This is a genomic window from Flavobacterium sp. (genome assembly GCF_027484705.1).
Lineage (GTDB): Bacteria > Bacteroidota > Bacteroidia > Flavobacteriales > Flavobacteriaceae > Flavobacterium.
In genome coordinates this window covers 16,789-39,118 of record NZ_JAIXSL010000005.1, presented here as the reverse complement: position 1 = coordinate 39,118, position 22,330 = coordinate 16,789, and the positions used below count along the sequence as shown (strand labels likewise).

The window sequence follows — 22,330 nt, the reverse complement described above, 5'->3', positions numbered from 1 at the left end:
ACTATTTCCATTTAGTGTTTTGACTATTTTCTTTGTTCAGAATTTCCTGTATCTTTTTTTCTTCCCAGGTTTTTCCGTACCCAAAAGTATCGAAAGCATGAAAGCAGACGCCCATACCCCAACCCATGGCCGGAAACCAAAACCATTGAAATCCGCCCGAACTCAGGTTGATCAATGCGAGAATCGGGATGACTGTGCAGTAAGAAATTAAGTTTCCATAAAATCCTTTTAGTTTTTCTACGCGTTCTTTAGCCTTGATGTATGCGTTGTTTTCATTGAATATGTTTTGTGTTTCCATAGTGACAATTTGTTTTGTGAGTATTGGAATTTTAATTTTAAAATATTGGGCATTTTCTTCAATCAGCACTTTCCGTTCAGAAATCAATGCATAACGATTGACGATATTCTGCAAGCCAACGCCTCTTCTTTCCTGCAAAACTTCTTTAATCTGCAAGTTGTTTTCAACAATAAGATAGTTGTCGGCGATGTAAATTTTAATGTGTAATGGTTTCTGTTCGCTAACGACATTGTGTTTGATTGTATTTTCGAGCAACAATTGCAACGACAACGGAATCACTTTGGCTTCCTGGTTGTTGAAATCTTCTGGCAATTCGTAGCTGACGCTGTTCTCAAAGCGCATTTTCAGTAAATTCATGTAAGTTTTAGCAAACGTCAATTCTTCTTCAACCGTCACAAGTTCTTTGTCTTTTTGTTCGAGAACATATCGATAGATTTTTGATAACGACGTAGTGAAACGTTGGGCATTTTCTGGGTTTTCCTCAATCAACGAACTCAATACATTCAAGCTGTTGAACAAGAAATGCGGATCGATCTGGTTTTTAAGACTTTCGAATTTGGCGTTGGCAGTATTGGCGATTACTTTTTGTTCTTTGACTTTGCTTTCATTGTAAGCTTTATAAAAATAAAACGCATGAAATGACAGTGTTACAAAAAAAGTTATAATGATGGCTACCAAATAGTTTGATAATCTTTCTTTACTCATGAATTGAGAAAAAGAAAGACCTTCCATCAACACATCCTCATAAACCCGAAGCAGAAAAATTACGAAAACTGAAATCAAAAAAGAAGCTGTAAAACCGATGAGGATCCGTTTTCTGGTAAACCGTTCTACAGCAAAAACACCATCAAGATAAATAAACAAACAAGCATTGGCAAAGTATAACGAAAGCCCATAAAGCATCGTGTAACCGAAGTTGGTCAGCAAACTATAATCCCACGCGATATGATTTCTGGTAATCAATCGGATCAATAACAAAACCAGGAATATCAAAAGCGAAATGATGATGGCTCTGGGCGCTTCCTTTATCAACTTGCTGATCATTTTCTTATACTTTTTTAGCTGCGTGATTATTTAGCACATTCTTTCTGAGCTTCTAACGCTCTATCTAAACCCCATTTTGGCGAAAAAGGTGTTTCAGGTTTGAACTTAGCAAACAAATCAATCGCTCTGTTGATTTCGGCACACATCGGTTTGGTATCGGTTCCGAAATATTTGGCGCCACCGATTTCGTATTCGGCTTTCCCAAAAACAGCTCTTGGGTTTTCAGGAGCTAACGCTTGAGCTTTACTGTACAATTCGATGACTTTTCCTGAATATTTCATGCCGTAAGTCATCGGATCAAAAGCTACCCAACCGGTGTAAATCATCGCCTGCATCACCAATAGTTCCGCGTTATTCGGATCTTTAGCCATTTCTACATCCAAAGCATTTTGGGCTTTGTTTAAGACGGCGCTGACCATTTCTTTATCTTTCATTCCGAACGAAGAAGTGGTGTTCACCATCGCCACATAATAATTCGGCAACCAACTGCCTTTTTCTGCGGCGGCAATTCTTTCGAACAGATCGGAAGCTTCTTTGCTTTTGCCTTCTTTCCAGAGCGAGAATGCTTTTCCCATACCTTCTTCAAATTTGCCTTGTGCTTTTGCAAGGCCTGAAACTAAAATTACGAATGCTACAATTACTTTTTTCATGATATTGTTATTATTTAAATGGTTATTAATTCTTGAACAAACTTAGGCTGTTCGTGGTGTTTTTGAAATTTATAATGACCGAACTGTTGATTTTTGATGATGAATTGTTTTTTAAAAGGTTCTAAGGTTTTAAAGGTTTTTCAATTGGTTGTCTTTCTTATTGTCGCTGATCGTCCAGAAGAAGCCAAAGAAAAAGAAACGATCTGCGGTGGGTGTGATTTCCCTTCTGTTGTAAGCGCCGTTGGTTTTTTCATTCGCATATTCATAGCCGAAAACATTTTGCGTTCCTAAAACATTCGAAACTGAAAAATACAAAATCTTTTGTTGTGTGAGCAAATACGCCCAATTGAAACTCAGATTGTTGAACGCTTTGGTTTTTTCGTTCATGAATTCAGCGGTGTTGTCTTCACTTTTGTTCGGATCATTGTAAGGTCTTCCGGTGCTGAAAGAATGCGTGAATCCGATTTGCGATTTCCAGTCAGAAATCCAGTATTTGGTGACTAAGGATAATGTGTGGTTGGCTATGAAACTTGGCGTCGCTTGGGTTGGGAAGTTTTTATATTGCCTTTCAGAATCGATGTAGGAATATGAAATCCAGTATTCTAAGTTTTTAACGGTGTAACCATCACGCCAGAACAAATCCAAACCTTTGGCGTAACCGTTTCCGTCATTGGAATATTTTGAATCCGACTGCGCAGAAGCAGTGTTGTATTGGATCAGATTTTTGTAATCCTTGAAATAAGTTTCTGCCCTAAACGTCTTTTTGTTTTTGCTGTACTGAAAGTTTAAAATATAGTGCGCAGCGTTTTCATTTTCAAACGAATGGTATTTGGAATATTTGATGTAAGAAACATTCGGCGATTGCGAAAATTGCCCATAAGCCAACGAAAATTGCGAATTTTTAGCGACTTTATAACCCAATGAAATTCTCGGCGACAAGCTGGTTTCCTGAAGCAAATCATTGTTCGATAACCGGACGCCGACTTTAGCCGCGAGTTTTTTGGAGAAGAAAATATCGCCTTCCGTATACAAAGCCGCGATATTTGCGTTGTAATCTCCAGCCGCAAACTCGTTGTAGTTTTCATCAAATTGCGTGATGAAATAATCCGCGCCGAAAGACAATTTGAAACGGTCTGAAAAGCTTTTTCTGAGTTTGAGTTTCAAATGGGCTGCATGCTCGGTATTGTTCAACTGATTTAGATCGAGGTTGATTTTGTTATGCCCGTATCCAAAACCCAATCCTGTAGTGATTTGCCAATTGCCCGCGAAATTGCCTTTATATGAAGTATTCAGGTAAAAATTCCTGTTGTTCAAATTGACTCTGGTTTTCTCTATCGTATTGATGCTTTCCTGATTGAGATCAAATCTAGAGGCATCGAAAGCCGCGTAAAGTTTGAAAATGCCGTTATTGAAATTGTAGCGATACACCGATTCTCCGGACAATGACTGAAAAGGTTTATTCCAATCCACATTTTGAGGAACCGTTACCTGATAAGGCGCCAAATCAATATAATTCGTGTTGACGCTCAAAGAGCATTTTTTCCATTTCTGCGTATTGCCTATGCCTAAACCAACAGTCATCAACGCGATATCGGTTTTATTCTGATCCGGTTCGTCAAGCGTATTGAGCAAAAGCACACTCGATAAAGCTTCGCCATATTCTGCGGAATAACCGCCTGTAGAAAACGAAATCCCGCTAAACAAAAACGGCGAAAACCTTCCGCGTGTAGGCAAATTATTGGTCGAAGCATCGTAAGGTTGCGCCACACGAATACCGTCGACGAAAGTCTGGGTTTCATCAGCTTCCCCGCCACGCACGAACAATCGTCCGTCTTCGCCGACGTTATTCGTTCCCGGCAAAGTTTGTAAGGCTGCTATGATATTGCCTGCAGAACCGGCAGTAGTTACAATATCTAAAGGTTTTAAGACGGAAACGCGCGCTTTTTCACCGGATTCCATAGTTCCGGCGGTCACGGTTACGGCATCGAGCGAAGTGACACTTTCGCGCATTTTGACCGTACGCTCTTTAAAATCAGCTACATCGATGACCAGATTAACGGTTTCAAAAACGAGTGAACTCACCACTAAAGTCTGATTTCCTGTAGTGGTAGTCGTAAATGAAAAATTGCCCTTGTCATCGCTTGAAGTGCCGTCATAAGTGCCATCAATATAGATGTTAGCGCCTGCAACGGGCTTCCCTTTCTGGTCTAATACTTTTCCTGAAATTAAATTTTGAGCTGAAAGCAATGTGGTGAAAAACAACATTGTCAATATAAAAAAAATGGTTCTCATAGTGGTAATTTTATGCGGCAAATCTAGGGTGATGCCTTCAACCCGAAAAGAATTTATCACCGAACTGTAGATTTTTGAGGATGAATTGTAAATTCAGCACAAAACAAACTTTTTGAAATTTTTATTCCTTAAAACCATTTTTTCTTTTTGAAGTAGAACACCATACCCAAAACCAATACAAACATCAGCGCCCAAACTATAAAATAGCTGTAGCGGTAGCGCAGTTCTGGCATGAAATCGAAGTTCATTCCGTAAACGCCAACGATAAAAGTCAACGGCATGAAGATGACGGAAACCGCCGTGAGAATCTTCATAATCTCATTCATACGATGGCTTTGCGACGAAAAGTAAAAACTCGACGCGCTGTCTAAAGTATTCATATCGTACTCAATCTGCTCTAAAATCTCGAGTGATTTCTGATGCAACCGTCCAAAAAAACCATAATTCGATTTTTCAATACCGTCGTAATCGTTTTCATCATGCTCACTTTTAAGGTTGAACAACGCATCACGCAACGGCAGGATCGACCGCTTCAGGAAATTCATGTCTTCGCGGATTTTCTCGATACGGACCAATACGTCAGGATTATCGCTGGTTTTGGCCTCGATGAGTAAAGCATCAATCACATCTTCGTAATATTCAATCGAAATATAAAAATTCTCCATCACCGCATCGAGCAGCAAATACAGTAAATAATCGTTGCGCTTTTTTCGGACAATGCCGCTGTGGGTTTTGATACGATCGCGAATGTGGGTGAAAAAATCGCTTTTCTTTTCCTGGAATGAAACGAGCAAATTGTCTTTTAGTAAGAAACTGATCTGCTCTACTTTGACCTGTTCGATACTTTCTCCGGGCAAAATCGATTTGATACTGAAGAACAACACCTGATCGAGTTCTTCCATTTTGCTGCGGCGCGAAACATTCAGGATGTCGCTGACGATAAACGCTTCAACAGCCAACATCTCACCTATTTTCTGAATCAGTCCAACATCATGCAAACCGTGAATATTGAGCCATTTGACATCATCAGCCTGCAATTCGTCTTCAATTTCCTTTTTGATCCGCTCGAGGGAAACTTTCTTATATTCTTCGTAACCGGCATCATCGTAAACGAACAGTTGCATTTCTACGGGATCGCTGCAATGAACGCCCGTATATTCGTAATAATTGGGTTGTACTTTGCGTACTTTTTTATATTTGACTCTTTTCATTCGAAACACTTTTGATGCAATCCAGTTCGATTTTCATGCAGAATAATTTGACCTAAAGATAGGAGTTTTTAAATTTCCAATTTACATTTACCAAAAAAACGCAGATGCAGACATTAATCATCAACATCAAAGAATTGTTGCAGGTTCGGGAAACCAACATCGATAAAGTTTCAGGCGTAGCTATGGCGACATTGCCGAGTATCAAAGACGCTTACTTGCTGCTTGAAGATGATCGCATCAAAGATTTCGGACCGATGCAAAATTGCCCGAAAATCAATCCTGAAAAAACCATTGACGCCACTGGAAAAATCGTATTGCCAGCTTGGTGCGACAGCCACACGCATATCGTTTATGCAGGCAACCGCGAACAGGAATTCGTGGATCGCATTAATGGTTTGTCTTATGAAGAAATCGCCAATCGCGGCGGAGGTATCTTGAATTCTGCCAAAAAATTACAGCAAACTTCTGAGAATGAACTCTACGAACAATCAAAAGCAAGGCTTGAAGAAGTCATGCAATTAGGAACCGGCGCTGTAGAAATCAAATCGGGCTATGGTTTGACCGTTGAAGACGAGATTAAAATGCTACGCGTGATTAAACGACTTAAGGAAAATTATCCTACAGCCATCAAAGCGACTTTCCTAGGCGCCCATGCTTTCCCGTTGGAATATAAAGAAAATCATAAAGGATATATCGATTTGATCATCAATGAAATGATTCCAAGAATTGCTGCGGAAAAACTTGCGGAATATATCGATGTGTTTTGCGAAAGCGGTTACTTCTCCGTGGAAGAAACTGAAAGGATTTTAGAATCCGGTTTAGAACATGGTTTGATTGCGAAAATACATGTCAACCAGTTTAATGCGATTGGCGGCGTGGCTTCTGGCGTAAAATATAAGGCACTTTCTGTTGACCATCTTGAAGTGATGACCGCAGCAGATATTGAAGTATTAAAAAATGCTCAAACGATGCCCGTGGCGTTGCCTTCTTGCTCCTACTTTTTGAGCATTCCATATACACCGGCTCGCGAGATGATGAATGCTGGCTTACCGTTAGCCTTAGCGACCGATTTCAACCCCGGTTCTACACCTTCGGGGAATATGAATTTTGTCGTGGCAACCGCCTGCATCAAAATGAAAATGACACCAGAAGAAGCCATCAACGCAGCCACAATCAATGGTGCTTATGCGATGGGACTTTCAGAAACGCACGGCAGCATTACCATTGGCAAAAAAGCAAATGTGATCATTACTAAAGCGATTCCTTCCTTTTATCAATTGCCTTATGCTTTCGGAAGTAACCTAATAGATCAGGTCATCATTGAAGGAAAGTTGATGGCATAAAAAAAGGAACCCGTGATGGATTCCTTTCTTTTGTATTTTATAATGGATTATTTCAATGAGAAACTTGATTTAGAAACCAACTCGCCATTGTCGAACACGTTAACGAAATAATCTCCTTTTTCAAAGTTCGACCCAGGTAAATCCTGAGAAACATTCACAGATTTGTTTTCATATTTTACAGTCGTTTCAAAGCTGTAGGTTAGTGAATTTTCTCCGAATGAAGCAGTTTTCTTTTCACCAAGAACGTTGTTTTTACTATCAATTACCTGAACATAGTAAGTTTTATCACCTTGTTTAGCAACTTTATTTTCGGCAATAGTGAAACTGATTTTTAGAATGTCAGCTCTTCTTGCTTTTTCCGTAGCGATTTGTTTTCCTGAACTTCTGAGTTTATAAGCGGCCGTTTGCAAGTTTGACACTGTCAGTTTCTGAGCGATTTCAACCGTTTTAGACAACTCTTGATTTTGACCTACTAATACTTCATTGTATTTTCTTGATTCACCTAAAACGGTCACGGTGCTGTCACGCTGCGTCGTCAATTTCGCATTGTCCTTTTTCAAGGCATCGTTTTCAGCAATCATCGCTTTCATTTTAGATTCTAAAGAAAAGTACTGGCTTTTGTATTTGGCCATCGAAGCGGCATCACCTTTTGATTTTTTAAGATCAGCCATCAGATTGACCACTTTTTCTCTTTCTGCGATGAGTTCGTCAGACATTGAAGTGTTTTCAGCGATTGCTGCATCGTATCTTGCCTTCAATTCTTCCAAGTCCTTCATCACTGATTCTTTGTCAGATTTAGTGCTTGTGATTTCAGTCTGCATAGCTTTAGCATCTGAAGTCATTTTGAAAATATACACTAGACTACCTACAAGAAGCACGGCCAAAATAGCGATGACGGCTTTTAAATTTGAATTACTTTTTTGGTTTTCCATAGTTTTAAAATTTATTTTAACAAAAATAACATTATTTGAGGTAATAACGTAAGTTTGCCTTAAGATATTACTTTTATTGTTAAAATTTTTTTATGGAAAAGCTGATACCCTTTACCGGCATTGACTTGGCAAGGATAACGAACCACCGCAGCGGTGAAATCAAGTTTGGTGAAAAAATGAGCGTACTACCCAAAACCGTAGATTCCATCGCTGATTTTTTGACCAATTCCCCAGTGCGTTATGTGCTTTTTGGAATTCCCGAAGATATCGGTGTCCGGGCTAATTTTGGACGCCCCGGAGCAGGTTCCGCATGGGAAAGCGCGATCAGAAGTATCGCCAACATCCAGTTTAATAAATTCTGTAAAGGAAACGAACTGCTTATTTTGGGCCAGCTTGATGTGGCTGAAGAAATGGCTGAAGCTGAAAACCTCAATTACCATAATATCGCGGACAGAAAAAAATTCAACGATCTTGTAGTCAGAATCGATAAGGAAGTCTGTCATATTATTTCCGTCATCGTCAAAGCTGGAAAAATTCCTATTATTATAGGGGGCGGCCACAACAATTCCTATGGCAACATTAAAGGAACCGCGCTCGCCAAAGGAAAACCCGTCAATGCGATCAATTTTGACGCGCATTCCGATTTCAGGATTCTCGAAGGCAGGCACAGTGGCAACGGTTTCTCTTATGCTTATGAAGAAGGTTTTTTACACCGTTATTTCATTTTCGGGTTGCATGAGAACTATACTTCGAAAAAAGTGTTGTCGAAAATCAAGAAAATCCATGCGCGCGTGCGTTACAATACGTATGATGAAATCGCCATTCGCAAGCAAAAGCATTTTGAAACCGAAATGGAAACAGCCCATAACTTCATCAAAGACCAACCGTACGGAATCGAAATCGATCTTGATGCGATTCCGAATATTGCGAGCAGCGCGATGACCATCAGCGGTTTCTCAGTCGAGCAACTGCGTCAGTTCATCCATCTTTTCGGGAAAAACCAAAATGCTAGTTACCTGCATATCTGTGAAGGCGCACCGGATTTGGGTGAAGAAAAGAACAACCATCTGATCGGCAAACTAATCGGTTATCTGATTACTGATTTTATGAAAGCCAACGACCCGATGATCGGCATCATCAGCAATATGGATGTTGATTTTTCGGTCGTGAAATCCACTTCAATTAAATAACCTATCTTTGCGAGAATTTTCAGAAGATTTATTTCTGGAAACTAATACAATTTATATGTTATTTGAAGATTTATCACTCTCGAAGAGTATCCAAAAAGCCGTTTTTGAAGAAGGCTATATTGAAGCAACCCCGATACAGGAACAATCGATTCCGATCGTTTTGGCTGGTCGTGATTTGATTGGCTGCGCACAAACCGGAACCGGAAAAACCGCCGCATTTGCCATTCCTATAATCCATCAATTGCACCGCATAGTTGGTTCGTCGAACAAAAAGAAACAGATTCGCGCCTTAGTAGTCACCCCTACTCGCGAACTCGCCGTACAGATCGGACAGAATTTCGACAACTACGGAAAATACACCAACCTTACGCAACTGACGATTTTCGGAGGCGTTTCACAGATTCCACAAGTAGATCAGCTGCGCAAAGGTGTTGATATACTGATTGCCACACCGGGAAGATTATTAGACTTACACAAACAAGGTTATATCGATTTAGACCATTTGCATACGCTCGTTTTGGATGAAGCCGACCAAATGCTCGATATGGGTTTTGTAAACGACGTCAAGAAAATCGTAAAACTTACGCCTGACAACAGACAGACTTTATTGTTTTCCGCAACCATGCCGATTGCCATCCGCGAACTCGCAGAAATGTTCCTCAAAGATCCGGCGACAGTTACGGTTTCTCCGGTTTCCTCCACTGCAGAAAAAGTGGAACAACGCATTTACTTTGTCGATAAGACTGAAAAAAGAAACCTGCTATACCATTTAATCCGCAACGAAAAACTATCCGATGTGCTTGTATTTTCAAGAACCAAACACGGCGCGGATAATGTCGTCAAAGCATTACGCAAAAAAGGTGTTGCGGCTGAAGCCATCCACGGTGATAAATCGCAGACCGCAAGACAACGTGTTTTAGATGCATTCAAAAACAAAGAAGTTGGAGTGCTCGTAGCCACTGATATTGCGGCGCGTGGCATCGATATTGACCTTTTGCCTTACGTGGTCAATTTTGACCTGCCCAATGTTCCCGAAACTTATGTACACCGTATCGGAAGAACGGGCCGTGCCGGAAGTACCGGAATCGCGATTTCATTCTGCAGCAAAGACGAAGCGCCTTATTGGAAAGACATTCAGAAGTTAATCCAGGTGGAGGTTCAGACGATTTCAGACCATCCTTACCCTTGGCATGAAGGCAGCCCGGAAGCGGAAGCGGCGCCACCCAAAAACTCCAACAGAAGCGGCGGTGCGCACAAATCGCGGAAATCGACTACCTCGAAACAAAATAAAAAGCGCTGGTACTAACAGCGCTTCACGAATTACAAGGTACCTTTCAGAAAAAACTGGAAGGTATTTTTTTTATTGTTCGGCACTCACCTGCTCCTGAATCATCTCAAACAATTTTACGGGTTCAAACGGTTTGATGATGATGTCGTTCATTCCGGATTCAAAAACCTGCTCCTTGATTTCTTCCTTATCAAAAGCGGTCAAAGCAATGATGGGCGTACTGATTCCGAGATTTCTGATGCGTTTGGTCGTATCGAATCCGTTGATGATTGGCATGTTGATATCCATCAGAATCACGTCATATTTTTGGTTTTCAAGCAAATGCAACGCAGCGAAACCATCGGCCACCATATCGCATTTGATATTGTTCTTGTCCATGATTTTCTGTGTTACGAGTTGGTTGATTTTGTTGTCTTCCACCACCAACACTTTGAGTGAATGATGCGAATTGGTATTCATTTCAAGAGTGTCTTCAGTATTTTCAGCCTCGTTTGCCGCTTCAAAACCAATGATAAAAGTGAAAGTCGTTCCCTTATTCAACCCGCTTTCCAGATGGATTTTGCTGTCAAATAGCGCTATGAGTTTCTTGACGATTGACAAACCTAGTCCGGTGCCCTGATAATCTTCATCGGTACGGCTGACCTGCACAAACATCTCGAAGATTTTTTCCTGATCGGCATCGGCAATTCCAACGCCTGTATCGGTCACTTTGAATTCGATGTAATGCACCGCATTTTTGACTTCCACCTGATGAACATCAATGCTAACTTTTCCATTTCTGGTAAATTTCAACGCATTGCTCGTGAGGTTCATGATAATTTGAGACAAACGCAACTTATCGCCCGATAAAAATGGAGGAATCTTCGGATCGATGGTCACGCTGAGTTCATTCGCATTATTGTTTGCGATGTATTGTACAGAATTGGTAATCGTGGCCAACTCGTCTTTCATGCTGAAAGTGACATTTTCCAAAACAATGCGTTTTTCATCCATTTTATTGAGCTGCAGAATGTCATTGACCAAAGACAACAAATAACTTGCGGAGAATTTCAATGAACTCAGATGCGGACTGTCGGCGAGTTCCTTATGTTCGTCGGTAATAATGTCTGCAATTCCGACAACACCATATAAAGGCGTACGCAATTCATGTGTAATGGTAGATACGAATTGGGATTTCATCAACGAAGCTTCCTCAGCTTTTTCTTTAGCTTCCTTAAGTTCTTTGTTGGCCAATAGCAATTCGGAATTGATTTTTTTTCTGAATTTATTGGAACGGTACAAAGTAAAAATTAACACCAGCAACACTAAAAACAGCACCAAGAAAAGGCCGGTAATGATATTGGATTCTTTGAGTTTCTGCAGGTGTTTCTCATTCTCAAGTTCGATGCGTTCCAACTGGATGCGGTATTCATCGAGTTGAATTTGCATCACAGATTCGTTCAGAACTTTCTGCTTGTCTTCGGAATAAGTCAGTTGCCGCAAAGCGTTGAATTTATCGCGATACTGCTTGGCCAGAACAGGTTGGTCGTAAAACTTATAATGCTCGGAAAGGTTATCGTAAGCATTGATCAGGAAGCTGTTCATGTGGTGCTTTTGCGCCATATCAATCGCTTGTGTATAATATTTTAATGCGATATCAGGCTGTCTTAGATGTGTATTATAGATTCCCAATAACGAAGTTAAAGTAAACCGCATTTCGTTTTGTCCTTTGCGGTTCACGTATGGTTGGACTTCGCGGATATACTTAATTCCGTTCTCGAAGTCATTTATTGAAAAGCAAGCGCTTGCAATATTGAGTTTGGTGTAAGTGATTTGAATACTGTCATTAATCTCAGTAGCGTATTCGAGGGATTTTTTGTAGTACCTGATGCCTTTCTTGACGTCGATTTTACTGAAATAATATACGCTTCCGAGATTGCTGTAAATCCAGTCGTTTAGGGAATCATTTTCAATCCTTGAGGCGTAAAACAAAGCTTTGTTATAGAACGAAATGGCATGTTTTGCCTGAGAAAACTCGTCATAAACCACACCGATGGCGTTGTAAGAATGGGCAATCAGATAATCGTCATTGATTTTAAACGAACGCACCAAAGCCGATTTCGAAAGTTCTAAAGCTTTATCATAGTCACCGTTACTAAAACTTATTCCGGCTTTATTGATTTGATTTTCAATACTTTTCTTTTCGATCTCATTTTGACCGTAGCTAAAATTCACTGCGAAAAGAAACGCAATCAGGATATATTTTTTCACAAACGAGAGTCAAATAGGTTCACAAAATAAATCCCAACTTGGTGTCGGGATTTTTTTCAAAAATATCAATTAAAATATTAATTCCTAATCAATTTTCTATATTTCAGTCGTTTCGGTGTCAAATCACCGCCCAAGCGTTTCTTTTTGTTTTCTTCATATTCTGAGAAACCACCTTCGAAATAATAGACTTCGGAGTTGCCTTCAAACGCCAGAATGTGCGTACAAATCCTGTCTAAAAACCAACGGTCGTGGGAGATTACTACGGCACAACCTGCGAAATTCTCCAAACCTTCTTCAAGCGCACGAAGCGTATTGATGTCAAGGTCGTTCGTCGGCTCATCAAGCAATAATACATTGCCTTCTTCTTTTAAGGTCATCGCCAAATGCAGTCGATTGCGTTCTCCGCCCGAAAGCAAACCTACTTTTTTGTTCTGATCGCTGCCCCCGAAATTGAAACGCGACAGATAAGCTCTGGAATTCACCTGACGTCCGCCCATCATGATGAGTTCCTGTCCGTCGCAGAAATTCTCCCAGATGGTTTTGTTTGGGTCGATGTTGGAATGCGATTGATCCACGTAGGCGATTTTTACGGTATCACCGACAGAGAATTCACCACTATCAGTAACTTCCTCGCCCATAATCATCCTAAAAATAGTCGATTTACCGGCACCGTTTGGCCCTATAATACCGACAATTCCGGCTTGCGGCAAAGTAAAATTAAGGTTGTCATATAGTAATTTATCGCCAAAGGCTTTGGCTACATTTTTAGCTTCAATCACATTGGTTCCCAAACGCGGGCCATTCGGAATGTAGATTTCGAGTTTCTCATCGAGTTGTTTCTGGTCTTCGTTGAGCAATTTGTCGTAGTTCTGCAAACGTGCTTTTTGTTTGGTTTGTCTGCCTTTCGCACCTTGACGAACCCAATCGAGCTCGCGCTCTAAAGTTTTTCTGCGTTTCGAAGCGACTTTCTCTTCCTGCTCCATGCGTTTTGATTTCTGGTCAAGCCAAGACGAATAGTTTCCTTTCCACGGAATGCCTTCGCCACGATCAAGTTCTAAAATCCAGCCGGCTACATTATCAAGGAAATAACGGTCGTGCGTGACGGCGATGACGGTTCCTGAGTATTGCGCCAAATGTTGCTCTAACCAAAGTACGCTTTCGGCATCAAGGTGATTCGTCGGCTCATCGAGAAGCAATACATCAGGTTGTTGCAACAACAGACGGCATAAAGCTACGCGGCGGCGTTCTCCACCGGAAAGGTTTTTAATCGGCGTATCGCCTTCGGGTGTGCGCAACGCATCCATCGCGATTTCTAATTTGGTATCGATTTCCCATGCACCAAGCGCGTCGATTTTATCTTGTAAATCCGCCTGACGGTCCATGAGTTGTTGCATTTTATCAGCATCTTCATAGACTTCAGGCAAACCGAATTGGTCGTTGATTTTGTTGAATTCATCTAAAACAGCCATGGTTTCGGCAACGCCTTCGCGCACGATTTCAATAACGGTTTTCGAATCATCAAGTTGTGGATCTTGTTCGAGATAGCCTACGGTGTAACCCGGTTGAAAAACCACATCGCCTTGGTAGTTTTTATCGACGCCGGCAATGATTTTTAAGAGTGATGATTTTCCCGAACCGTTGAGTCCGAGAATACCGATTTTCGCGCCATAAAAGAAGCTTAAATAAATGTTTTTTAGTACTGGTTTGTCGGCGCCTGAGTAGGTTTTACTCAGTTTCTGCATCGAGAATATTACTTTTTTATCGTCTGACATGTTGTATAAATTGTTGAATTATTCGATTATTAAGTATTTAAATTACGAGGGCAATCAGATTTAAACCCTTCCTTTCAGCGCGTTGAAAACCCAGGCATTGGCGAAGAAACCAACTCCTACGGCAACAAAACCCCAACCAGCAACATCGTCATATCGGAAAGCACCAAGGGCTATAAGGATTAATCCCATGATGATCATGATTAGTGTGGCCCATCCTAAAACGGTATTTTTATTCATCATTCTAATTTCTTATTTAATTTAGAGGCACAAATATCGGGAAAATTAATCGTATAAAAAGAGGTTTATGGATGATTCGAATAAATAGAATTGTTGCTGTTTTTGATGTAAGCATCCGTATCAGAATTATCAACAGCGCCATCTCCGTTCAAATCGGTAGTCAATGACCCAAAATTAGAAATATTGATATCAATGAAAAGGCTATCAGCATCCGAATTATCAATCACTTCATCCTGATTGATGTCACCCGAATACAATGCCCAAACTCCAGGTTTTATCTCAACCATATTGTTTCCGTAGGCTTTGCTTTCGGCATTTGTAAAATCGTAACTCAAGGCTGTCGACCCTAATGTTTGTGGCAATGCACTCCATGTTTGAATAATATTTCGGCCTTTGACTGCTATGTAATAAGGTCCCGGAGCCAAAGAAGGAAAATTGACATTTAGTGTTCCATCAGTATGCAGAATAGCTGTCGTTGTGGCTGCTACAGCATACGGAAAAGTAGTATTGTGCAGTTCAAACGTCAAATGCTCTACATCGGTTAAGGCAGCAATGCCATCCTGATTATTTTTAACCGGAGTCATAGCGCTGATGTTACGATCATAATAGCCTTCAATAAACAATTTTAGATTTAATGTTGACGAACATCCGACATCAATGTTTAGTGTAGTAGTTGTAGCGCACTGTCCGGCAAGTGGTGTAAAAGTGTAAGTTGTAGTAACAGTATTGTTTAAAGCAGGAGACCAGCTTCCGACAATGCCGTTAGTGGAAGTCGTCGGCAATGGGCTTAAAGTGGCTCCGGGACAAATGCTAGAAACCGCTGTAAAAGTAGGCGTGATTAGTGAAGAACACGATGTTGCTATCGTATTGGAGTTGGAAGAAATCACTGTCCCATTTTTGGCTCTCAGACGATAGTAATATATAGTACTTGGCGAAACTCCTACCACTGAAGTGCTTACTGTGGCCTGACCTGTTATGGGTTTGCTTTGATAACCCGAGAGATACGAGTCAATCACATTGGTGGTATTGAAAGAATGCATCCCTAAATCTGAAACATCATCGAGGTCGGCAACAGTCCATTGTGTAGCCAAAGTTGGAAAACCTGAAGCTGGATTACTACTAACTCCTGAGGAGATGGTAGGCAATCGCACAAGGGTTTTATCTAATGTAGAAGCCAATCCGCTGGTCCAGGCGACGCCGGGATCTTCCCCTATCCTGCCAATAATATCCACATAGGAACTCGTCGAAATTTTATATAAAGCTATGGCATCATCGCCATTAAAATCAATACTTGTAGATGAAGTTGCAGTTGCGGTGTATATTGTGGCGCTCGAATTTTTATACACTAAAGTCGCTCCATTCGCTAAAGTTCCGCTAAGCTGATTGGTAATCGATGCCGTTGCAGCACCATTTAAGAAAAGCAATAGACGGTAATCACTCAAATTGACGGTACTTCCGGTGCCGTTGTAAATTTCAATATACTTATTAAAAGTGGAGCCTTCAACATATTCAGAGAACAAAAGGTCCGTGGTCGTTTGTGGGGAAGTAATCGAAAAATTCGGTATCGTACTCACGTCCAATAAATAACCATCCGTAGCATTCGAAACACTGTTCCAGTTTGCCGTAAATGAATTCGCACTAACCGCTGTTGCTGCTGTTGCTACCGGAGCAGCGACCGTAACTGGTGCGCCCCAAATGGCCGTAACATATTCCGGATGGTCCACAAAAGGGTTCCTGTTGTGTTGTGGCGTTTGATAATATATAGCGTCATTTCGGGCGATTTCTTTAGCACTGACCGGATCATTAGTGCTCCATTCCATCAGCATATTCAAAAACCACGGTTTGTATTGATTTACTGAGATAATATCTGCAATTTGCGTAGTGGCATTTCCGGTTACCCAAGCGCTGATTTGATCTTTATAACGCGTAATGATATACAAATAGGCTCTGGCAAAATCGCCTTTGTATTCGTCTATAGGTTCAAACACAAAACCCGTATATCCTGATACGCCACAATTGCCTACTTTGCTTCCGTTGGTTGAAGTCCAGGAAACAGCACTAGGATTTACTTTCCCGATCGGATAATTGCTTTTTTTGTTATTGACGTACTGATCAGCCGGAAACAAATGGTGCAAATCGGTATACTGTTGGTTGGTTGGGCTATCAGTACTTCCCCACCAAGACTTAGGAAAGCAATGTTCTCTGGAATAACAGCTTCCTTCAACAGCAGAAGTTCCGCATTGCGAAGTGAAAATCGTGTAAGTATAAGCCGGCGTACTGCTCGGACGGTCACTATACATATCCCAAACGGTCGTTGTAGCCGTGGGTCTTACATCGGTGTATTGATAGGCATCCCAAATATCAAAACTGGTGCTGGTGTAAGGCAATTTAACATGACCGGTACTGGTGATTGTTTTTAAAGCAGTTCTTAGGTTTTCTCCTGTCAATCCTGTGGCACTACTGTAATAGCCCGACGGAATTTGACTCCAGGAAACACCAAAATAAAGCGTAAACAAAATAACGAAACAAAATGGCAATCTAATCTTCATCCTATTTTTATAAGCGAGGGCAAATATAATAGATTTTTTTGCGCAACAAGGCTTAAATACCTATAAATGAACGTTGATTGGCTGAAAGTCGTAGTGAGTATTTCCTTACCAACAACTGCTCAGGCTTTCAAAAACATGATTCTTAAAATTTAAAACAATAAAAAAATTAAGGATGAACAGAATAAACAGAATGAGGTCATGCTACAGACTAAAAAAATGGTACTCATTGCGAACATATTTTCGAATCTATTTAACAACCGCTGTATATAAAAAAAACAATCTAAATCCTCGCTATTTTCAACAATAAAGCTTTAAAAATCAACAACTAACCGCAGATCAACAAACGATTTTAATGGTCTTAAAAATGATACTTCGCACCCAAATAAAAGTTTCTTCCCGGCGCATTGATTCCCGATGAAAAGGTGCGGTATTGGATGTCTAGAATATTTTCAACTCCAGTAAATATTGTAGTGCTTTTAATCGGGAAAAAAGCAGCTTTCAGATTGTAAGTTTGCCATGACGGCATTCCATTTGGCGTAGCATACTGCAAATTATCTTCTCCGCTTGGTGAATATTCCGCAACATCCTTTTTACCATTATACAACATATAACCTTCAACATTGGCGATTTTAGATTGATAAGTCAAACCCACTTTACCGTAAATCGGAGCAATGTGATCTAAAGGAAATCTTCCGTCGGCATTATGAATACGACCTTGAGTAAAATTGAACGTGCCTTCAAACAACAATGCCTTGAATATTTGCGCTTTCATCACCGACATAAACCCAGCTAAATGGCCTTTCCCTTGGTTTTGATTGGCTAAAATAATACTTGTTGTTCCTTCATATTCAATAGTCGATTGCCCGTTGAAAGTATAAGTATCGGTTTGTATCGGGTCAAAGAGTTTGGTGACAAAAAACACATTCTCAAACTGGAAACGATTCCCATCCCATAACGTAACACTTACATCTGCGGTGACCGTTTTCTCGGGTTTGAGATTTTCGTTGGGAACAATCAAAGTCCCTGGCGCGGATTCAAATATTTTTGCCAAATCATCAATATTCGGAACGCGATAAGCAGAAGCCAAATTGAAAGCCAGTTTCAAGTTTTTAGTCGGATTATTGACGATTCCGAATGCGCCGCTATAAATCGCATTTTGCTGTTCTATCGACGTAAAAGGTAAGTTGAAAAAATTAGTATCGATTTTACTTTTTAACGTCGTATAACCTGCTCTGGCACTGATACTATAAGATAATTCCGGATTGAAATTATCCGTAAACGACACAAAACCTTCCGCTCTGAAAGTACTGTTATTGCCATCCGGATACCGCGTGTCTATATCTACTTGAGCACCTGTGGCAATGTTTTCTTGAAAAGCTGTCGACTGTAAACCATCGCGATAAATATCAACGCCATAGGTCAAATGACCGTTGTTTATTTTGGTGTTGAAATCAGAACTTAAAGCGATGACGGATACTTTCTCTATTCTTGAATTCAGTTTAGAGCTGCCAAAATTTCTGTTGATTCTGCTTTCTTCAACATTTTGATAACTCAGGTTGACATTCATTTTGGTATGCTTAAAAACCTCGTCTTTCGTGAGTTTGTATATCGAAAGAAAACGCTTTTGCGGACCGTATTTCCAAACGGCCGAGCGCAAATTTCCATTCGAACTCAAATCAGTTAAACGGTCGTAACGCGGAATATCTGAAGTCGTAGAATATTGCAAATTTAAACTATGCGTCACATTCGAATTGGGTTGAAAAACTACTTTCTGCATCAAATCGTATTGCTTGTAACCAGAGAATTTCTGCACATATTTATTGTCATTCACAACTTGCTGGTCAACACCATTTATAGTTTCAACATAATAAGGTCGTTCCCCAAAAAAGTCATTAGAGCCATTGCGTTTTTCTCCCATTTTCAAATCTCCGAATTCGTTCACCGAAACCGAAGAAAGCGAAGCCCATTTTTGGCGGGCCAAATTAAAATCGACATGAACGGATTTCCCTTCATTCACCGAACTATAACTCGAAAGCGCATCACCCGAGAACTTTTTATTGCCATTTTGAGAGAGCAGTTGCGCCGATTTGGTCTGCAGATAAATCGCACCACCGAGCGCATCACTGCCATAATTCGTCGACGATGGCCCAAACAAAACGTCTACTTTTTCGAGCATGTTTTTATCAACGGTAATGCTGTTCTGCAAATGTCCGGCGCGGTAAATCAGATTGTTCATCCGCACACCATCAACAAGAAGTAAAACCCTGCTGGCTTCAAAGCCACGAATCACAGGACTTCCGCCGCCTTGCTGCGATTTTTGAACCGATAACTTTCCCGAATTGGCCAGTAAATCGGCCGTGGTGGGCATGTTTTGAAACTCGATTTCCTTTTTAGAAATGCTTTCAATATGTTGTGGTGTGGTTCGTTTCGATTGTACATGCCGCGACGGATTGACCAATATTTCATCCAGTTTTATAGATTTTGTGGAGTCGATTTGAATCTGAGAAAAGCAAGACCAAGAACAGCAACAAATCAGCATCAAGAACGTTTTCCTCATACTTTGGAAATTACATAAGTGTTTAAATAACATAACCCTCAATTGAAAACACTCACCAGCATTTCCTTAAGCAAATCGTGGTTTGATAATGAATTCGCGCCAACGCCTTTACTTTTCACATCGATATCACGGAGTTTGGCGACGACCGCGCTGACTTTTTTCATCGGATAATTTTTAAGCGCAATATCATAATCCTTCAAAAAATAAGGATTTACTTTCAGCGCCGCAGCCACATTTTTCGGGTTTTTATCTTTCAAACCATGATATTGAAGCAGGTTTACAAAAAAACTAAACACCAAACTCGTAGTCACGACCATCGGATTGTCTTTCGGATTGTCGGCGAAATATTGCGCGATTTGGTACGCTTTAAGTTGGTTTTTGTCGCCGATCGCTTTGCGCAATTCAAACACATTATAATCCTTACTGAAACCGATATTGTCTTCAATATGTTTGGCGGTAATGGTGCTGCCTTTCGGAAGAATGATCTGCAACTTTTCCAGTTCGTTATTGATTTTACTCAAATCCGTACCCAAAAATTCCACAAGCATTGCGGCGGCTTTGGGTTCGATGGCGTAATTTTTTCCCTGCAACACGCGCTTGATCCACTCGCCTATTTGGTTTTCGTAAAGTTTTTTGCTTTCGTAAACAAGTCCGTTTTTGTCGAACTGTTTCGTGACTTTCTTGCGTTTGTCGAGCGTTTTATATTTGTAGCAAATTACCAAAACCGTGGTTGGCATTGGGTTTTCGGCATAACTTTCAAACTTGTCGATGGTTTTGGTCAGATCCTGTGCTTCCTTGACAATCACGACTTGGCGCTCGGCCATCATTGGGTAACGTTTACACGTAGCAATAATATCTTCGACCGAAACATCGCGTCCGTAAAGCACCGTCTGGTTGAAGCCTTTTTCCTCTTCCGACAACACATGCTGCTCAATAAAATCAGACAACTTATCGATATAATACGGCTCCTCGCCCATCAGGAAATAAATCGGTTTGATCTTTCCGCCTTTAATATCGTTTACAATTTTTACTACTTCATCCATTGATTTTATTGTTTTTAGGAGCTGGTTCCCGCTATACACTCATATCTTTTATGGCGAACGCCGCCACAAAAGGATAACCGTTCCTATCGGGGCTAGGGCAATCGACTCCAAATCAAATCTTGCCTTGTTAGTTCAAAACATTTACTTTTACGCCATGCAAAAACTCAATTTTCCGACTTACCAGTTCCGTTTCAAAAATAGTGAAAATAAAATCGCTATTTTCGACGAACTGCGGAAAAAATTTGTGATTCTGACACCTGAAGAATGGGTACGTCAACACGTCGTACAATACCTGTTGACCGAAAAAAAATACCCGAAATCATGGATCAATGTTGAAAAAGTCCTCAAGATTAACGGTTTGACCAAACGCTACGACATCGTGGTATTTAATCCCGACGGCTCGATTTTCCTGCTCGTGGAATGCAAAGCGCCCGAAGTCAAAATCACCCAAAACACTTTCGACCAGATCGCGCGCTACAACCTCACGATGAAAGCGCAATATCTGATGCTGACCAACGGACAGAATCATTACTTTTGCCAGATGAATTTCGAACAGGAACAATATCAATTTCTTAAAGAACTGCCTGAAATTAAAAGGGACAATTAAATGAAAATCGCAGTAGTCATCTTAAACTGGAACGGCCAAAAGTTGCTCGAACAATTTCTGCCTTCGGTCGTGGATAATTCTCCACAAGCCAGCATTTATGTCGCCGACAATGCTTCTACGGATGATTCGGTTGCTTTTGTGCGATCTCATTTTCCTACTGTTCAAATCGTTCAGAACGCGAGCAATTCCGGCTATGCAGGCGGTTATAACGAAGCGTTGAAACATATCGAAGCTGATATTTATGCGCTCGTAAATTCTGATATAGAAGTCACTCCGAATTGGCTTAAACCAATTATAGAAAAATTCCAAAACGAACCGAAAACTGCGATCATCCAGCCCAAAATCCTCGATTATAAGAACAAGGAATATTTCGAATATGCCGGAGCCGCTGGCGGATTTATAGACCGATACGGTTATCCTTTTTGCCGCGGCCGCATTTTTGAAACCGTTGAAAAAGATACGCACCAATACGACGACGATGCTAAAATTTTCTGGGCTTCGGGCGCTTGTTTTTTCATCCGAAAATCGGTGTTTGATGCGCTTCATGGTTTTGATGAAGATTTCTTCGCGCATCAGGAAGAGATTGATTTGTGCTGGCGTGCTTTCAATCTTGGGCATCAGATACAATACACTTCAAAATCGGTGGTTTATCATGTCGGCGGCGCGACTTTACAACAAGGAAATCCGAAAAAAACTTTTTTAAATTTCAGGAATTCGCTGTTGATGCTCGTCAAGAATTTACCAAAATCAGGTTTGTACAAAATTCTTTTGATGCGTCTGATACTTGACGGATTGGCCGGAATTCAATTTTTATTGAAACGAAAACCGTTGCATACTTTCGCCATCATCAAAGCGCACTTTTCGTTTTACGGTTTGTTTTCAAAGAATTATAAAAAGCGGGCGCAACAACAATTCCGCGATTACTTCATAACAAAAAGCATTATCTACCGTTACTTCATCAGGAACCAGAAGACATTTGAAAAGATTTTTAACATTAGTTTAAGTTGATTTCTTTAACATTACTGGTTTTTAAATGTTAAATTTGGAGCCTAATCAAACACCTTAAT

The 22,330-nt window shown here is 40.6% G+C and carries 16 protein-coding genes; 5 read left to right on the top strand and 11 right to left on the bottom strand.

Translation table 11 applies throughout. The features are described from left to right. Nucleotide 1: 1 nt before the first annotated feature. The 4 genes from Q0058_RS01615 to corA form a co-directional block, all read right to left on the bottom strand. Complete coding sequence (locus Q0058_RS01615) at nucleotides 2–1,342, bottom strand: histidine kinase (RefSeq protein WP_298220986.1); 1,341 nt, start codon at nucleotides 1,340–1,342, stop codon at nucleotides 2–4. Nucleotides 1,343–1,368: 26 nt separating this feature from the next. Beyond that, a complete protein-coding gene (locus tag Q0058_RS01610; RefSeq protein WP_298220985.1) occupies nucleotides 1,369–1,992 on the bottom strand; it encodes a hypothetical protein in 624 nt (207 codons plus the stop codon). A gap of 129 nt (nucleotides 1,993–2,121) precedes the next feature. Further along, nucleotides 2,122–4,284, bottom strand: a complete 2,163-nt coding sequence (locus tag Q0058_RS01605) for a TonB-dependent receptor (protein ID WP_298220984.1) — start codon at nucleotides 4,282–4,284, stop codon at nucleotides 2,122–2,124. A 128-nt stretch (nucleotides 4,285–4,412) separates the two neighbouring features. Next, nucleotides 4,413–5,495 carry a magnesium/cobalt transporter CorA gene (corA, locus tag Q0058_RS01600; RefSeq protein WP_298220983.1) on the bottom strand — a complete coding sequence of 361 codons (1,083 nt, stop codon included), beginning with the start codon at nucleotides 5,493–5,495 and terminating at the stop codon, nucleotides 4,413–4,415. 104 nt (nucleotides 5,496–5,599) lie between these two features. Here corA and hutI point away from each other — a divergent pair, with 104 nt between their 5' ends. Further along, entirely contained in the window at nucleotides 5,600–6,838 is a 1,239-nt protein-coding gene (gene hutI, locus Q0058_RS01595) for an imidazolonepropionase (protein ID WP_298220982.1), read from the top strand. 47 nt (nucleotides 6,839–6,885) lie between these two features. Here hutI and Q0058_RS01590 read toward each other — a convergent pair whose 3' ends face one another. After that, nucleotides 6,886–7,770 (bottom strand): hypothetical protein, encoded by an 885-nt coding sequence (locus Q0058_RS01590; RefSeq protein ID WP_298220981.1) that lies wholly within the window; start codon nucleotides 7,768–7,770, stop codon nucleotides 6,886–6,888. A gap of 92 nt (nucleotides 7,771–7,862) precedes the next feature. On the opposite strand from Q0058_RS01590, the gene Q0058_RS01585 reads away from it, so the two are divergent. Together Q0058_RS01585 and Q0058_RS01580 are read left to right on the top strand one after the other, a co-directional pair. After that, nucleotides 7,863–8,960: an arginase family protein gene (locus tag Q0058_RS01585; RefSeq protein WP_298220980.1), complete on the top strand. Its 1,098-nt coding sequence runs from the start codon at nucleotides 7,863–7,865 to the stop codon at nucleotides 8,958–8,960. Nucleotides 8,961–9,015: 55 nt separating this feature from the next. Further along, nucleotides 9,016–10,266, top strand: a complete 1,251-nt coding sequence (locus tag Q0058_RS01580) for a DEAD/DEAH box helicase (protein WP_298220979.1) — start codon at nucleotides 9,016–9,018, stop codon at nucleotides 10,264–10,266. A gap of 54 nt (nucleotides 10,267–10,320) precedes the next feature. On the opposite strand, the gene Q0058_RS01575 is transcribed toward Q0058_RS01580, so the two are convergent. The 6 genes from Q0058_RS01575 to holA form a co-directional block, all read right to left on the bottom strand. Further along, nucleotides 10,321–12,498, bottom strand: a complete 2,178-nt coding sequence (locus Q0058_RS01575) for a response regulator (protein ID WP_298220978.1) — start codon at nucleotides 12,496–12,498, stop codon at nucleotides 10,321–10,323. A gap of 77 nt (nucleotides 12,499–12,575) precedes the next feature. Further along, nucleotides 12,576–14,270, bottom strand: a complete 1,695-nt coding sequence (gene ettA / locus Q0058_RS01570; protein WP_298220977.1) for an energy-dependent translational throttle protein EttA — start codon at nucleotides 14,268–14,270, stop codon at nucleotides 12,576–12,578. Nucleotides 14,271–14,330: 60 nt separating this feature from the next. After that, nucleotides 14,331–14,507, bottom strand: a complete 177-nt coding sequence (locus Q0058_RS01565) for a CAL67264 family membrane protein (RefSeq protein WP_298221063.1) — start codon at nucleotides 14,505–14,507, stop codon at nucleotides 14,331–14,333. 65 nt (nucleotides 14,508–14,572) lie between these two features. Further along, the gene (locus Q0058_RS01560) at nucleotides 14,573–17,056 is read right to left on the bottom strand and encodes an endonuclease (RefSeq protein WP_298220976.1); all 2,484 of its coding nucleotides are present in this window, start codon (nucleotides 17,054–17,056) and stop codon (nucleotides 14,573–14,575) included. 358 nt (nucleotides 17,057–17,414) lie between these two features. Continuing rightward, the gene (locus tag Q0058_RS01555; RefSeq protein ID WP_298220975.1) at nucleotides 17,415–19,613 is read right to left on the bottom strand and encodes a TonB-dependent receptor; all 2,199 of its coding nucleotides are present in this window, start codon (nucleotides 19,611–19,613) and stop codon (nucleotides 17,415–17,417) included. A 38-nt stretch (nucleotides 19,614–19,651) separates the two neighbouring features. Beyond that, a complete protein-coding gene (gene holA / locus Q0058_RS01550; protein WP_298220974.1) occupies nucleotides 19,652–20,656 on the bottom strand; it encodes a DNA polymerase III subunit delta in 1,005 nt (334 codons plus the stop codon). A gap of 154 nt (nucleotides 20,657–20,810) precedes the next feature. Between holA and Q0058_RS01545 the strand changes: the two genes are divergently transcribed. Together Q0058_RS01545 and Q0058_RS01540 are read left to right on the top strand one after the other, a co-directional pair. Next, nucleotides 20,811–21,263, top strand: a complete 453-nt coding sequence (locus tag Q0058_RS01545) for a type I restriction enzyme HsdR N-terminal domain-containing protein (RefSeq protein WP_298220973.1) — start codon at nucleotides 20,811–20,813, stop codon at nucleotides 21,261–21,263. Further along, complete coding sequence (locus Q0058_RS01540; protein WP_298220972.1) at nucleotides 21,264–22,271, top strand: glycosyltransferase family 2 protein; 1,008 nt, start codon at nucleotides 21,264–21,266, stop codon at nucleotides 22,269–22,271. It begins immediately after the preceding gene. The last annotated feature ends 59 nt before the right edge of the window (nucleotides 22,272–22,330 follow it).

Excerpts from the sequence above, each read along its gene's own strand:
- Q0058_RS01540 (WP_298220972.1), top strand. The coding sequence starts at position 21,264 with ATGAAAATCGCAGTAGTCATCTTAAACTGGAACGGCCAAAAGTTGCTC.
- Q0058_RS01555 (WP_298220975.1), bottom strand. The coding sequence starts at position 19,613 with ATGAGGAAAACGTTCTTGATGCTGATTTGTTGCTGTTCTTGGTCTTGC.
- holA (WP_298220974.1), bottom strand. The coding sequence starts at position 20,656 with ATGGATGAAGTAGTAAAAATTGTAAACGATATTAAAGGCGGAAAGATC.
- Q0058_RS01590 (WP_298220981.1), bottom strand. The coding sequence starts at position 7,770 with ATGGAAAACCAAAAAAGTAATTCAAATTTAAAAGCCGTCATCGCTATT.
- Q0058_RS01585 (WP_298220980.1), top strand. The coding sequence starts at position 7,863 with ATGGAAAAGCTGATACCCTTTACCGGCATTGACTTGGCAAGGATAACG.
- Q0058_RS01615 (WP_298220986.1), bottom strand. The coding sequence starts at position 1,342 with ATGATCAGCAAGTTGATAAAGGAAGCGCCCAGAGCCATCATCATTTCG.
- Q0058_RS01565 (WP_298221063.1), bottom strand. The coding sequence starts at position 14,507 with ATGAATAAAAATACCGTTTTAGGATGGGCCACACTAATCATGATCATC.
- Q0058_RS01610 (WP_298220985.1), bottom strand. The coding sequence starts at position 1,992 with ATGAAAAAAGTAATTGTAGCATTCGTAATTTTAGTTTCAGGCCTTGCA.
- hutI (WP_298220982.1), top strand. The coding sequence starts at position 5,600 with ATGCAGACATTAATCATCAACATCAAAGAATTGTTGCAGGTTCGGGAA.
- Q0058_RS01545 (WP_298220973.1), top strand. The coding sequence starts at position 20,811 with ATGCAAAAACTCAATTTTCCGACTTACCAGTTCCGTTTCAAAAATAGT.
- Q0058_RS01605 (WP_298220984.1), bottom strand. The coding sequence starts at position 4,284 with ATGAGAACCATTTTTTTTATATTGACAATGTTGTTTTTCACCACATTG.
- corA (WP_298220983.1), bottom strand. The coding sequence starts at position 5,495 with ATGAAAAGAGTCAAATATAAAAAAGTACGCAAAGTACAACCCAATTAT.
- ettA (WP_298220977.1), bottom strand. The coding sequence starts at position 14,270 with ATGTCAGACGATAAAAAAGTAATATTCTCGATGCAGAAACTGAGTAAA.
- Q0058_RS01580 (WP_298220979.1), top strand. The coding sequence starts at position 9,016 with ATGTTATTTGAAGATTTATCACTCTCGAAGAGTATCCAAAAAGCCGTT.
- Q0058_RS01560 (WP_298220976.1), bottom strand. The coding sequence starts at position 17,056 with ATGAAGATTAGATTGCCATTTTGTTTCGTTATTTTGTTTACGCTTTAT.